The sequence below is a fragment of the Gammaproteobacteria bacterium genome (assembly GCA_011682695.1).
In the GTDB taxonomy this organism is placed as follows: Bacteria; Actinomycetota; Acidimicrobiia; order Spongiisociales; family UBA4744; genus BMS3Bbin01.
Map to the genome: position 1 here is coordinate 1 of JAACED010000056.1, position 13,684 is coordinate 13,684.

Consider the following 13,684-nt stretch of genomic DNA (forward strand, 5'->3'; position numbering starts at 1 on the left):
CCGCCGTCACCTGCGGCACCACATCGCTGCGGGTCAACAACAGCGGCGCACCATCCAACGCCGCAGCCGGACCGCCCGCCAACGCATCCGGAAAGTCGAGCCCGTATGCCAAATACACCCGCTGAGCCGGAAACGGGAATATGGCCGACGCTACCGACGCCGCCGTCGCGAACCGATCCAAACCCCACAACCGCGAGACCGGCGGATCGTCCACCGCGGTCACCGTGATCGACACCGTCGCCGTGTCCGTAAGGAACCCGTCAGACAACGTGTACGTGAACGAATCCGACCCGTTCCAGTCGGCATCCGGCATATAGGTGAACGTGCCGTCCGAACCAACCGTCACCACACCGTGACCGGCATCAATCCCCAACGACGCGGACAGCGAGTCCCCGTCCGGATCGGAGTCGGGTGTTGTCGGATTTGCCGCCAATACGTCACCGGACAGCAACGTGTCCTCATCCGTCGACACCACATCGTCCACCGCCACGGGCGCGGTGTTCGGCGGGTCGGGGAGCACGAGTTCCCCGGACCCGTAGATGTTGTCGTCCCCCGAAGTGCCCCGATCGACGGTCGCGTTGTCCACCAGGTACGACGTGACCTGCGCCGGTGTGCCGGCAAGGCCGGCCTGGACGATCAGCGCCGCTGCTCCAGCGGTGGCCGGAGCCGACGCACTCGTACCGTTGAACGTGCCGTATGTGTAGCTGGCGACACCGGATGCGGCGGACAAGTCCGGTTTGATCCGGTTGTCGTTCGTCGGGCCCTGGGAGCTGTAGCTGCCTGCAATGACCCCAGTCGGCGGGTCGATCGCCCCCACCGAGACAGCACCCGAACTGCCCGCATCCCCGAATGGGATCGCGGCGCTGTACGGGTCGGACCAGTACTCGATGGGACCGTTGGAGAAAGCGAGCTCGAGATTGTCGCCCGTCGTGCCGTCCCCCGCATCGACCAAGCCGACGGCAAGATAGTCAACATCGCTCGAATCGACGCACGTCAACTCGAAGGATTCCAGTGGCGCGGATCCAGCGGTTTGACTGGAGGTGCCAGATGCCTTCGCGAGGCTCAGATTGCCGACATCTGCGCTGTTATCCCAGATATAGATGTCATAGTCGGTCGGAATGGCGGCATCCCAATCGCTCCAGCGCAGACCGGTACTCCAGCCACAGTAGAACTCGAAGACTTCGTCGCCTGGCGCAAAGTCGAGCCAGCCGTTGGCATTGGTGTCGGCCCACGGGCCGTGCCAGTAGCGTCCCCCGGCGAAGTTCCCCGCAGCACTGATCCATGTCATGCCTTTGGAGACGGCGTAGGCGACGACGTCGGCGGCCGGGCCGGTTCCGTCACCGGGTCCGTCATAGGACCACGTAAGGGAATGCGACACGATCTTCACGCCCTGCGCAGCGAAGTAGTCGAGTACGGTCTCGTAATCGCCGGGAGTCGCCGCAGTTGCGAGGTAGAGGCCGGCGCCGGGAGCCATCTCGTGGACGATCTCGACGACTGCCGTCCCGTGCTGGGATCCAGGGGATGCAGTCCAGATATCGCACGCGACCCCACTCGACCAGCAGGCCACGCCTGCCGGGGCCGGCACCTCACCGGCACTCTGGGCAGGATCCCAAACGGCAGAGTCGAAGAAGTCGATAATCCCGATCTTCACTCCGGCCCCGCTGTACCCCCCAAGATGCCAGACATCGGCGCGCGTCTTTGCGACCTCCTCACCCACGACCGAAGCCGCCAACGCGATTGCACTGCTTGGCGAAATCGCCGGCGAGGAGAGGGGGACCGCACGGGGCGGCAGTACGACGCTCTGCACGCCGGCCATGTGCTCGAGGACGCCGACACTCGTGGCAGGTACGAAGGCTTCCACGAGGCCCGAACCGATCTCCCGATAGACGATCGCGTCCACCGCCCGGAGAGACGCATGCATGGCGGCCGCATCGAGGCTGTGCTGGACATCGACGAGAATCCGGTTCCCTGAAACGGACAAGCCCACTCCCGTCGGCCGGCCGGTCGCGACACGCGCGACGGCCTCCCTCAGAGCCGAGTTCGCGATCTCAGGCGGGAACGACTCCGATGATCTCGGTGAGAACCGACCGAGTTCAGACTTGTGGCCCGTGGTCATCGGTTGTGGGGGAACCTCGGCCCCTCGCGCGGGCGCCGGAGGCACAACACCCCACAAGGCGAGAGAAAGCGCAACCAGACCGACGAGAAGGTTTACACACGGTGAACGAGTGCGCATGCCAGACCTGGTTCCTCCACTGTCAGGGAGCGTCGTTTTGAAGGGTGGCACTCCTACCTCTTGTCCGTGCGATCGCGCCAGTCGCCATGACCACTCGCCTCGCGCGATTTCTCACTCTACGACGTACTTCGTCTCAAACGGTGACATTCTGTAGGTTCTGTCGGCGATGTGACGCACCTGCCACCTCCGGGCGGAGCAAGGAGTCACGTTTCGCCGGAGCCATGGCAAGGACGCTTGGCGACGTACCGTACTTGTTCGCCGGTGAGGCGGACAAAGTCGCAGTTGCCGTGTTGGAGTTGAAGGAATCGGTGGTCGGTGTCGCCTTCTCCCATATGTTCGTGTCGGCTGCCACGTTGCTCTATCGACAGAAGTGCCGTGTTTCTGCGAACACTGCGTACTTGCCGGCCAACAAGATTCACCGACCGGGCGATTCGCGCCTCACCACGTGGTGCGCGTACACACCATTCGTCGGTTTGTTACTCCTCACGTGAAGGCGGAGAGCGCCGCAAAGGTTGTCTGTCGAGGCACTGGGTGTCACCACCACCAGGTGTCGTGGGCTTCGGGCTCCGGCGCTTCCTTGGCGGCCCTTTTCAAGCGCCGCAGCCGACTGCCAAAGACAGCCACAACGAGCAGGACAAACAGCACCAGCGCCACAGCTGCCGCGATCGATTCCGAGCCGATTGAAGTAGTCACGCGGCCTCGAACGAAGATCTTGACCTGTGCAGGAACCGTCGTCACGTCGGTCTCGTCGGGACCGACGATGATCGTCCAGACCCCGGAACGCGAGAAGGACAGGTTCGTCTCGTACACACCAACGTATGTCTGTCGCATCTTGGGCCGGAACGGCAACGACATACCAGAGTCGTCCCGCACTTCCAGCAGTTCATCCGGGTAATCGACGTTCACCGGCTCATCGGCCTCGTCGAGGACCGTGACACGCACTTGGACGAGGTGATCGGGTTGCGGATTACGGTTTCCCACGGTGACGATGATCGTCTGCGGCGACCCGGCCGCAAGGGCCGGACTGGCCGACAGGACGGCGAGTGAGAGGGCTATTCCGAAGCCGATCCTGGGCACGGTCTCTCCTCGAATCTGGTGCGGACAGCCACAGTTTCAAGATCACTGATCAGGTTCGACACTCGGTCGGTGAGGATCGCTTTGATGCGCCCGATCCTCGCATGCAGGTCACCGGCCCCCCTGAGCAGCATCGATGCCCTGGTTGAGCTGCACGGCACCCCAGCCTTCACTGCCGCCTGCGTGTTGGTGCCACCCCCATACCGAGTTGCCACGTCGATCTTCTGTCGGTCCAACTGATGGAGGCGTTCCCGCAGCGACGCCAACTCGGCCAGGAGCTCTTCGCTGCTGCGGTCCAGGTCCCAGTCCCGAGAGAACGTGGCGGTCTGCTCCCGCAGGGTGTACTGACGTCCCCGGAGTTCGAACCGTTCGGCGAAAGCGTCAGATGACAGCTCGATGAGACGCTGTTGCACGTCGGCAAGCTCAGCCAACAGATCGTCCAAGCTCCTGTCGTCGTCTTCCATCACCCGCTCCTCACCTACCCAGCTGATAGTATCAAGTGCGATACCCGCATGCATGGATCAAGGTCGAAGCACGTCTTCATGAAGGTGGATACCGAAGAGCGGTATGACGCCTACAAACGCCGCCGGGGAGTCGAATCGCTCTTCCTTCTGATCAAAGATCCCGGCAAACAGGAGATGGCGAGAAGCCGTCAGGCGTTCGTCGAAGGGAAACCCGCGTCGGGTTTGTCACTGGATTCGTCCTGAATTGCCCGTGTCTGTTCCGATGACTGCTGATCGATCACATACTCGATGGTCGGCTGAAAGATCTGTTCGAGACTCCCGAGCGTCCTTCTGCCGGGAGGCCTCGGGTTGTACTTGTTGTAGACCCAACCCCGTTCCCCCGCCCAGCGGGAAACCCGATGCGCGGCATAGCCGACGACACTTAGCACAGCCAACACAACCCCGAGCACCACGAATCAGGTCATACGGTGGATTCTCTCACAGGGTTGGCAGTAGCTCGCTGTAGGTTCTTCCTCGCTACAAAAGCGGGGGTGTTTCTACGAACACCCCGTAGTGGAGAGTTAGCGGAAATCATTTCGCCTGATCAGAGGAAATGTTTTCGGAGGTGCTGATGGTCCTTGCACACTTCTTGGGTCAGGCTTGCACATTCGTTTGGGTGCAGATCGGCGGACCTGAATGCGGTTCACCGGGATGCGGGCACGGTGTAGCGTTGTGAAGGCAGTGACTGTTCTCGGACTTGTACTCTCGACGCCGGTTGCGGTTGAGGATCACCTCGACAAGATCATCAACGAGCGACGGTTGCACGAACCGGTCGTCGTCGCCGTCGTTGTCGTGAGTTTGTTGGTGCTGATCGGTGTGGTTGTCTGGTGGGCGCTGCGAATCGAAGGTAGACGACGTGACACCTCCAGACGTGGTACCTCCGGCGAACAGATCAAGAAGTCCCCAACGCCTGACCCAGACCGATGGTGGAACGCCGGATGAACCGGAAGGACGATCTCGTCTATGTGCCTGTCGGCCCTGACCGGTTCCGAGCACATCTCATCGCTGCTGCATGCAACGATGAGGGCTTGGCGGTCGAGCTACTCACTGCGGATGACGACGGCACGTTTCCGTGGTACGGGGTAACTCAGCCGTACCGGTTGCTCGTACACCGCAGCGACCTCGACAAGGCACAGACCCGTGATCGGTCACAACGCTCCCTGATAGCGTTCGGTCCTTACGTCTATTCCGCTAACAAAATGCCGTAATTTCGCTAACACCCCGTAGTGGAGCTGCCGGGATTCGAACCCGGGTCCTCACGGGTCTCAGCCCGCCCTCACCATCATCCTCACTCGCGGTGGAGGTAACCGTTGGCCTCGCGGCCTACCGGTCTTTGCCGGCTGTCAGTTCGTCTCTTCCGAACCGTCTGGCGGTCTTTCCCTGCCGTCAACCACGCTTCTGTTGCCAGGCTGCGCGGTCTGGCCCCGTCTCCCCTTGCGGGGTGCGATGTTCCTACAACTGCTTACGCAGCGTAGGCGAGTTCTGAATTGTCAGATCTCTCTTTGCCCCGTTTAACGAGTCTGAGCAACTCGGATGGTGGACATGGTGTCGACTCCGCAAGTCGATTCCATTCAGCCCCTCGGTTGTTCACCTACGATACCGCATACCTGAGGATTCAGGTTCCCCTTTCTGAGCGATGCCCGGTACCGTGTCATCGACATGCCCGAACTCGACAATCCGTTCGACGAACCCACCCGGCGGCCCCGCGGGCCGTGGGGATGGATCAGCATCGTCGCCCTGGTGATTGCCGTTGCGGCTCTTGCAGCCAACTTCGCCCTCTATCAAAGTCTACAAAAGACCAACGACGACGCTGCGGATCTCGAGAGCGGCATCGCCGGACTCCAGTCGCAGATGGCCACCCTGCAGAGCTCGCTCGCCAACACCGAGAATCGTCTCCAGGCGGTCGAGTCCTCGCCTGTCCCCACCCTGGACGTGGCACCCGTCGTTGCCCAGGACTTGCCGCAATTCCCTGGTGGAGGCCAGGACCCGGCGCAGGGACTCACTCTCGGCGAAGTCTCCGGTGTCTGGTATTCCGATGGCACCACCCACACGATCGACCCGGCGGATGGAACGCCTCGAGCCTGGCTGATCTGGGCCCACTGGTGCCCCTACTGCCAGAAGGAACTTCCGGTCGTAAAGGCTTGGTATGAAGCCCACGCTTCCGAGAACCCGCACATGGAGATCGTCAGCATCACCACCGCCATGGACGACACGGCCGCCAACCCACTGCTGCCATACCTGCAAGAACAGCAGTTCCCCTTCCCCGTGATTCTCGACGATTCCGGAGCGCTGAGCCGCCAGTTCGGCGTGTCGGCATTTCCGTTCTGGGTGTTCACAGCACCCGACGGCACCGTGCTGGGCCGCACCGCCGGCCTGCTCCCGGAAGACCAGATGCTCGCCATCTTCGAACAGCTCGAAACCATCGGCGCCGAGTCGTAGGGCCACGACCACACACCCGATCCTCCAGGTGCCCCACCCCCAACGACCTCGGCTCGTCCCTCACCGGGTCCACTTCCCCTCAGGGACAGAAGGTCAGGTCCGTCCCCGGTGCCGAGCCGCCCGGTCCATCTCCCGGCGCTGCTCCTTGTCCCTGATCGCCCTGCGCTTGTCGTAGTGGGCTCGCCCACGACCCAGGCCGAGTTCGAGCTTGGCGATACCGTCTTTGAAGTAGACACGCAGCGCCACGAGCGTCAGGCCCCGCTCGGCCACTTTGGCGGCGATCCGGGCAATCTCTCTGCGGTGCAGGAGCAACTTGCGATCACGATCAGGGTCGTGCCCGCCACCTCTGGCGAACGAGTACGGGGAGATATGACAGCCCACGAGCCATGCCTCTCCGTCCCTGAACTGAACATACGAGTCCTTGAGGTTCACGAGGCCCGCCCGCATGCTCTTGACCTCTGAACCCTTCAGGACGAGACCCGCCTCGATCGTCTCGGTGATGTCGTACTCGTGCCTCGCCTTGCGGTTGGTGGCGACGACTTTCACGGCAGGTATTTCATCGGGTCTACGGGAGTGCCGTTCTCTCTCGTTTCGAAGTGCAGGTGAGGACCGGTGCAGTACCCGGTGCAACCGACGTAGCCGATCACCTCTCCCAACTTCACGTCCTGCCCGTTCCTGACGATGATCTTGGATTGGTGCGCGTACAGCGTCGACAGGCCTCCACCGTGATCGATGACCGTCGCGTTGCCGTAGCCGCCGTACCTCTCAGCAAGGATCACGGTCCCGTAGCCGGCCGACCTGATCGGCGTTCCGTAGCCGGCAGCGATGTCGATGCCCGTGTGCAGTTTCTTGGTTCCGAAAATCGGGTGGATTCGCCAGCCGAACGGAGAAGTCACTCTGCCGTCCACGGGCCACCCGAGCGTCGACGGACGTTCACCGGAGGCCCGCTGGCGAGCGGCGATCTCGGCCTCCATCTTCTTCGACTCGCGCTCGAGCGCGGTCAGCTCGCCCTCGATGGTTCCGATGTCGCGCGTTACCTGGTCGAGCAGCTCCTGCTGGCGGTCCATCTCGGCTTGCGCCTCCGACCTGCGGATGTCGACCTCGACACGGTCGGCCTCCAACTCCACCCGGCGCTGATCCATCTCGGTGAGTGTCGCCTGTACGGCAGACTTGCGATCTTCCACGTCCGCCATCTGCCGCGCCTCGAGGCTCTGCAGACCCTCGAGGTCATGCATCAGCACCTCACTCGATGACACCACCTCCTGGGCGTAGCTCACGCCCAGTGCGGCCGTGGTCATGTCACCCGCGCCGAAAACGACTGCCCCGAGATCGGGAACGCCACCCATGTACATCTCGACTGCTCGGTCACGAATCAAGTCCAGGGTGTCGCGAATGCTCAACCGGGTACCGGTGAGCTGTAGCTCCAGATCGGCGAGTTCGGCCTGCACATCCGCCAGGTGTGCTTCCTCTTCGGCGATCGTCGCCTCCACTTCCCGCACCCTGGCTTCTGCGAGGTCCAGCTCGACCCGGACCGCGGTCAGACGCTCCTCGGCTGACGCCAGCTCATTCTGGATGGCGGTGCGCTCGCCCTTCTGGGCCGAGATCTTCTTGTTGAGGTCCGAGATCTGCTTCTCGATCTCGTCCAGTCGCTGTACCGGATCGTTCGTGGCGCCGGCGGGGATCGACAGGGCCGCCAGCGTCGCCACCAATATCACGACGATCAGCTTGCGCATGTCACACCTTCAAGAAACGGCGCACGCCGGTGGCGCTGCCCAGTACACCTGCGATCGCTCCAAACGCCAGAATCGCGATGCTCCACTTGATGAGGAAGTCGTTGCCGACCGATAGTCGGATCAGGAACGTGCTCGGAATGTGGCTGGAAACGAAACTCTGCGCCAGCCAGATCGTACCCACGGCGAGCGCGGCGCCGATCAGACCCTGGATCATGCCTTCGAGAAGGAACGGGATACGAATGAACCAGCTCGAAGCGCCGACGAGTCGCATGACCGCCACCTCCTCACGCCGAGCGTAGACGGCCATACGAATGGTATTCGCGATGAGTACGATCGACGCGACCCCGAGCAGGATGGCCAGGCCGATCCCCAGCCAGTTGAGCGCCTTGGTAACTGAAGACAGTTGGTCGAACCGATCCCCGGCAGTCACGACTTTGCGAACCGCGGGATTGTCGATCAGCCGAAACGTGATGTCCTTGTAGCTGTCGATGTTTACGAGCTTGATCCGGATCGATGGCGGCAGGATCGAAGGATCAACATCCTCGACAATGGCAGGCTGCTCAGCGAACATCTCCTTGAATTCCGCATAAGCACACTGCTTGTCGCAGAAGGACGTGTCTTTCACCTCGTCCCAACCTTGGATCTCCGACTGCAGGTCGATCTGGGCCTGGGCGGGAACGTCGTCTTTGAGGAACACGATCACGTGAACGCCCTGCTGCCACCGAGCCGTGTTCACCTTGACGAGCTCGCTGAGCACGAGAGCCCCGAACACCAGCGTGAGACTGATGAACACCGCGACAACGGCGGCAGTCATCACGAGCAGATTACGACGTAGGCTGGAAAACGCTTCTCGCACGAGGAACAGGAGCCTTCGCATCAGGAATCACCACCTCGGTTGATGCTCTCGTAGGTACCACGTGTCTCATCACGGATAATCTTGCCGCGCTCCAACTGGACGACTCTGCGACGCATGGCATCAACGATCGCATGATCGTGCGTCGCCATGACCACTGTCGTTCCGGTACGGTTCACACGATCCAACACGCGCATGATGCCCACCGACGTTGCCGGATCGAGGTTGCCGGTCGGTTCGTCCGCAAGCAGGATCGGTGGTCGGTTCACAAACGCCCTGGCAACCGAGACGCGCTGCTGCTCACCACCGGAGAGCTGACGCGGATAGCGGTCGCCTTTGGTCTGCAAACCCACGAGTTCGAGCACCTGCTGCACCTGGCGGTTCACGACCGAGCGGGGCCGACCGAGCACCTCGAGCGCGAACCCGACGTTCTCGGACACGGTTCGGGTCGGCAGCAGTTTGTAGTCCTGGAACACCGTCCCCACCGAGCGGCGCAGATGGGGAACCTTCCATGCGGGCATCTTGGTGATGTCCTTGCCCGCCACCCATATCTTGCCCCGGGTCACCCGTTGCTCACGCAGCACCAGGCTGATGAGCGTCGACTTGCCGGAACCCGACGGGCCGACGACGAACAGGAATTCGCCCTTCTTGACGTTGAGGTCGATGTCGCGCAGCGCGACCGTGCCTCCCTCGTAAACCTTCGTAACACCTTCGAGAAGAATCATGGACCACTCACTTCAGCGGCGGCCCCAACATCGGAACTGCCGGACGTATGTTCCGCCCCGAACTCCGCACCGGGCGCCGAGAAGGATAACAAGCATCGGGAATGACAGTGCATTATTGGGTTTCCTGCTCCTGCTTCTCGCGGCGCCAGTGAAGGTAGGCCTCCACGAACTGGTCGAGATCACCGTCGAGAACTCCCTGCACGTTACCGACCTCCATGCCGGTCCGAAGGTCCTTCACCATCTGATATGGCTGTAGGACGTAGGAACGCAGCTGGCGGCCCCATGCCGCAGCCTCCTGGTCGCCACGGATCTCGTCGAGCTCCTTGGCGTGATCCTGCCTGGCGAGTTCCCCGAGCCGGGCCTTCAGGATGGCCATGGCACGGGCACGGTTCTGCAGTTGGGAACGCTCGTTCTGGCATGTCACGACGGTGCCGGTGGGAAGGTGTGTAATCCGCACGGCCGAATCGGTGACGTTGACGTGCTGCCCTCCGGCTCCTTGAGAACGGTATGTCTCGATTCTCAGGTCATCCTGGTTGATCTCGACCTCTTCCTCCTCCACCTCAGGGATCACATCGACCCCCACAAACGACGTGTGCCGTCGCCGAGCCGCGTCGAAGGGGCTGATCCTGACCAGACGATGCACACCGCGTTCACCCTCGAGGATCCCATACGCGTGCTCACCTTCGACGGTCAGCGTCGCCGACTTGATGCCCGCCTCATCCCCAGGGGTGATCTCGTCGATCTCCACCTTCAGGCCTTTGTTCTCGAGATATCGCAGATACATCCGCAGCAGCATCTCCGCCCAGTCCTGGGCGTCGACACCACCCGCGCCGGCGTGCACACTGAAGATCGCGGGTGCGTCGTCGTACTTGCCGAAATACAGAGACTCCGTTTCGAGCTTCTGGAGATCCTCCTCGGCGGCGACCAGACCCTCGACGGCCTCACGCGCTGCGCCGGCGTCGTCTTCCTCTCCCGCGAGGTCCAGCATCACCTCCGCGTCGTCGAGGGCGGCCTCCAGACGATCGACGTGCGCGATGAGACCTTCGTAGCGTGCCAGGGTCCTGTTGACCTCCGCTGCACGGGTCGCATCGGACCACAGGTCCGGAGAGGATGCCACTTCTCTCAGCTTCGGGAGCTGTTCAGCCTTGGCATCGAGGTCAAAGGAACCTCCGGGCATCGGAGAGGCGGGCGCGCAGTTCACTCAGGAGCGATCGGGGGTCAATATCCATTAGAGCGAGAATGGTAGCGGGCAGTCGTTAGTTGTCAGCCACCAGAGCCGTCTAGGAGGGTTGAGTTCCTCGCAACGCGCGGGAAGCCAATCAGGTTCTCTTGCCGTGGCAGTGCTTGTACTTCTTGCCGGACCCGCAGGGGCACAGTTCGTTGCGACCAACCTTGGTCGACACCGCCTGCCGGGTGGAATGACCGCCGGCGGCGGCCGCCTCCTGCTGATGGATGCGCTGCTGCTGCCTGGCCTTCTCGGCCTCCTGTGCCACCTGCACGTGAAAGAGGTAACGAGCCGTGTCACGCTTCACCGAATCGACCATCTCGGCGAACATGTCGTAGCCCTCACGCTGGTACTCGACCAGCGGATCCCTCTGTCCCATAGCTCGCAGACCGATCCCGGCCCGCAGGTAGTCCATTTCGGCGAGATGCTCACGCCACTTCGTATCGATCACGGCCAGCACGACGGTCTTCTCGATCTTGCGGAGCGTCTCGCTCCCCAACTCCTTTTCCCGCTCGTCGTAGAGCGCCTGCGCCTCTTCCACCGCAGCGTCGACCACGTCGGCGACGTCGATTCCGTGACCATCGTCGAGGGCGTCGAGTTCGAGTCCGGTCGTGTAGAAGACGCCAAGCTGCTGGCGAAGTTCCTCCCAGTCCCAATCACGAGGAGAGGCCTCACCGAGAACGCCTTCGACGGTCGCCTCGATGATCTCTTCGATCCAGTCACGAACCAGCGTTTCGCTCGATTCCTGACGGAGCAGGTTGTTCCGCCATTCGTAAATCACCTCGCGCTGGCGATTCATCACTTCGTCGTACTTGAGTACGTTCTTGCGGATCTCGAAGTTCTGCGCTTCGACCTGCCCCTGAGCCTTCTCGATGGCCTTGGACACCATCTTCGCCTCGATGGGCACGTCCTCGGGGATCCGAAGACGGTTCATGATGGCCTCGACCCGATCGGAGGCGAACCGGCGCATGAGATCGTCGCCCAGCGACAGGAAGAACCGCGACTCACCGGGGTCGCCCTGACGGCCGGACCTGCCCCTGAGCTGGTTGTCGATCCGGCGGGACTCATGGCGCTCGGTACCGACCACGTACAGGCCGCCCACCTCGAGGATTTCCTGCCGCTCCGCTTCGGTGCGCTTGCGGAAGTCTTTCACCATCTCCTCGAGTGCGGCCGCGTACTCCTCCGAACCCGGTTCGTAGCCGGCCTTCGCCACTGCCGCCTTGGCAAGCTCCTCCGGGTTCCCTCCGAGCATGATGTCGACGCCACGACCGGCCATGTTCGTGGCAACGGTGATCGCTCCCTTGCGGCCGGCCTGGGCGATGATCGCCGCCTCACGAGCGTGCTGTTTGGCGTTGAGAACCTCGTGGGGGATCCCACGTTTCTTCAACGCTGCCGACAGACGCTCCGACTTCTCGATCGAGACCGTACCCAGCAGCACCGGCTGACCCTTCTCGTACCGCTCGACGACGTCGGCGACGACGGCGTTGAATTTCGCCTCTTCGCTCTTGTAGACGAGGTCCGGCTGGTCGATGCGAATCACCGGCTGGTTGGTCGGGATCTCGGCGACTTGCAGGTTGTAGATCTGTGCGAACTCGGCGGCTTCGGTCTTGGCGGTACCCGTCATCCCGGCGAGCTTGTCGTACATCCGGAAGTAGTTCTGGAGGGTGATCGTCGCGAGCGTCTGGTTCTCTTCTTTGATCCGGACGCCTTCCTTGGCCTCGATGGCCTGATGCAGGCCTTCCGAGTAGCGCCGGCCTTCGAGCATCCGGCCGGTGAATTCGTCGACGATCTTCACCTCACCGTGGTCGACGAGGTAGGCGACGTCGCGCAGATAGAGCTCCTTGGCGCGCAATGCGGCGTCGAGGTGATGGACAAAGTCCACGCTCGTGTAGTCGAACATGTTCTCGACACCGAGGATCTGTTCGACACGGGCGACGCCTTCCTCGGTGGTGAGCACCTGATGCTTTCCCTCGTCGACGGTGTAGTGGGCGTCTCTGGTCAGGCGGCGGACGATCTTGGCGAACTCTCGGTACCACTTGGCCGTATCGGCGACCACACCGCTGATGATCAGCGGCGTCCTCGCTTCGTCGACGAGGATCGAGTCGACCTCGTCGACGATGGCATAGTGATGCCCCCGCTGCACGAGGTCCTCGATTCGCATGGCCATGTTGTCGCGCAGGTAGTCGAAACCGAATTCGTTGTTGGTCCCGTAGGTGATATCGGCCGCATAGGCGGGGCGGCGCTCTTCTGGCGTCATTGCTCCCTGGATCAAACCGACGTTCAATCCCAGGAACCGGTGGATCCCACCCATCCACGCCGCGTCGCGTGACGCGAGGTAGTCGTTGACGGTGACCATGTGCACACCCTTGCCGCCGAGTGCATTGAGGTAGGCGGGCATGGTCGAGGCGAGGGTCTTGCCTTCACCGGTTTTCATCTCGGCAATCATTCCCGCGTGCAGTGCTGCTGCACCGATCACCTGGACGTCGAAATGGCGCTGACCGAGAACCCGCTTCGCCGCCTCTCGAACCACGGCGAACGCCTCCGCCTGAAGGTCATCGAGCGTTTCGCCGTCGGCCAGACGCCGGCGGAACTCGTCGGTCTTGGCTCGCAGGGCGGCGTCGTCGAGCGCTTCCATCTCCGGTTCGAGCGCGTTGACTGCCTCGGCGACCTCCCCGAGATCTCTGAGAACACGCGACTCTCCGGCATGCAGAACTTTGTTGATCAGCGACATTGCCGACCTATCTTATCGACGCGACGACCTATCTCTGCGAGCTTCACTCGCAAGGCTCGCTCTGCTCCCCCCACTCCGTATTCGCTACTGGGTACCGCAACCGGGTTTGCGACCAGACCGCTGGGCGACCGTAACGGCTCGTGCTGACGACTGACGACTGACGACTGA

The 13,684-nt window shown here is 62.3% G+C and carries 14 protein-coding genes and 1 other RNA gene; 5 read left to right on the forward strand and 10 right to left on the reverse strand.

Features of this window, described 5'->3' with window-relative positions; genetic code table 11:
- On the reverse strand, positions 1-2,116 hold a 2,116-nt coding region (locus GWP04_10130; protein ID NIA25909.1), incomplete at its 3' end, for a S8 family serine peptidase.
- Between the two features lie 338 nt (positions 2,117-2,454).
- Here GWP04_10130 and GWP04_10135 point away from each other — a divergent pair.
- Positions 2,455-2,724, forward strand: coding sequence for a hypothetical protein (locus GWP04_10135; GenBank protein ID NIA25910.1), 270 nt, complete (start codon positions 2,455-2,457; stop codon positions 2,722-2,724).
- A gap of 43 nt (positions 2,725-2,767) precedes the next feature.
- Here GWP04_10135 and GWP04_10140 read toward each other — a convergent pair whose 3' ends face one another.
- The gene (locus GWP04_10140) at positions 2,768-3,310 is read right to left on the reverse strand and encodes a hypothetical protein (GenBank protein NIA25911.1); all 543 of its coding nucleotides are present in this window, start codon (positions 3,308-3,310) and stop codon (positions 2,768-2,770) included.
- Complete coding sequence (locus GWP04_10145) at positions 3,286-3,771, reverse strand: hypothetical protein (GenBank protein ID NIA25912.1); 486 nt, start codon at positions 3,769-3,771, stop codon at positions 3,286-3,288. The genes GWP04_10140 and GWP04_10145 overlap by 25 nt, the downstream gene beginning before the upstream one ends.
- A gap of 78 nt (positions 3,772-3,849) precedes the next feature.
- Between GWP04_10145 and GWP04_10150 the strand changes: the two genes are divergently transcribed.
- The 3 genes from GWP04_10150 to GWP04_10160 all read left to right on the forward strand — a co-directional run bounded on the left by GWP04_10150 (position 3,850) and on the right by GWP04_10160 (position 5,018).
- Positions 3,850-4,014, forward strand: coding sequence for a hypothetical protein (locus tag GWP04_10150; protein NIA25913.1), 165 nt, complete (start codon positions 3,850-3,852; stop codon positions 4,012-4,014).
- A 477-nt stretch (positions 4,015-4,491) separates the two neighbouring features.
- Positions 4,492-4,752 (forward strand): hypothetical protein, encoded by a 261-nt coding sequence (locus tag GWP04_10155; GenBank protein NIA25914.1) that lies wholly within the window; start codon positions 4,492-4,494, stop codon positions 4,750-4,752.
- Positions 4,749-5,018 (forward strand): hypothetical protein, encoded by a 270-nt coding sequence (locus GWP04_10160; protein NIA25915.1) that lies wholly within the window; start codon positions 4,749-4,751, stop codon positions 5,016-5,018. Before GWP04_10155 ends, GWP04_10160 begins: the two co-directional genes overlap by 4 nt.
- 16 nt (positions 5,019-5,034) lie before the next feature.
- On the opposite strand, the gene ssrA is transcribed toward GWP04_10160, so the two are convergent.
- Positions 5,035-5,389, reverse strand: a transfer-messenger RNA (tmRNA) gene (ssrA, locus tag GWP04_10165).
- 80 nt (positions 5,390-5,469) lie between these two features.
- Between ssrA and GWP04_10170 the strand changes: the two genes are divergently transcribed.
- A complete protein-coding gene (locus tag GWP04_10170) occupies positions 5,470-6,249 on the forward strand; it encodes a redoxin domain-containing protein (protein NIA25916.1) in 780 nt (259 codons plus the stop codon).
- A 93-nt stretch (positions 6,250-6,342) separates the two neighbouring features.
- Here the strand turns inward: GWP04_10170 and smpB are convergent, their stop codons facing one another.
- The 6 genes from smpB to secA all read right to left on the reverse strand — a co-directional run bounded on the left by smpB (position 6,343) and on the right by secA (position 13,516).
- A complete protein-coding gene (gene smpB / locus GWP04_10175; GenBank protein ID NIA25917.1) occupies positions 6,343-6,804 on the reverse strand; it encodes an SsrA-binding protein SmpB in 462 nt (153 codons plus the stop codon).
- The gene (locus GWP04_10180; protein NIA25918.1) at positions 6,792-7,982 is read right to left on the reverse strand and encodes a peptidoglycan DD-metalloendopeptidase family protein; all 1,191 of its coding nucleotides are present in this window, start codon (positions 7,980-7,982) and stop codon (positions 6,792-6,794) included. The genes smpB and GWP04_10180 overlap by 13 nt, the downstream gene beginning before the upstream one ends.
- A 1-nt stretch (position 7,983) precedes the next feature.
- Entirely contained in the window at positions 7,984-8,859 is an 876-nt protein-coding gene (locus GWP04_10185) for an FtsX-like permease family protein (GenBank protein NIA25919.1), read from the reverse strand.
- Complete coding sequence (gene ftsE, locus GWP04_10190) at positions 8,859-9,560, reverse strand: cell division ATP-binding protein FtsE (protein NIA25920.1); 702 nt, start codon at positions 9,558-9,560, stop codon at positions 8,859-8,861. The genes GWP04_10185 and ftsE overlap by 1 nt, the downstream gene beginning before the upstream one ends.
- A gap of 112 nt (positions 9,561-9,672) precedes the next feature.
- Positions 9,673-10,789, reverse strand: a protein-coding gene (locus tag GWP04_10195) for a peptide chain release factor 2 (protein ID NIA25921.1) whose coding sequence is annotated in 2 segments (ribosomal slippage) — positions 9,673-10,728 and positions 10,730-10,789 — 1,116 coding nt in all. Because the reading frame shifts where the segments join, the coding sequence is not laid out codon by codon here.
- 90 nt (positions 10,790-10,879) lie between these two features.
- A complete protein-coding gene (gene secA, locus GWP04_10200) occupies positions 10,880-13,516 on the reverse strand; it encodes a preprotein translocase subunit SecA (protein NIA25922.1) in 2,637 nt (878 codons plus the stop codon).
- Positions 13,517-13,684 lie beyond the last annotated feature (168 nt).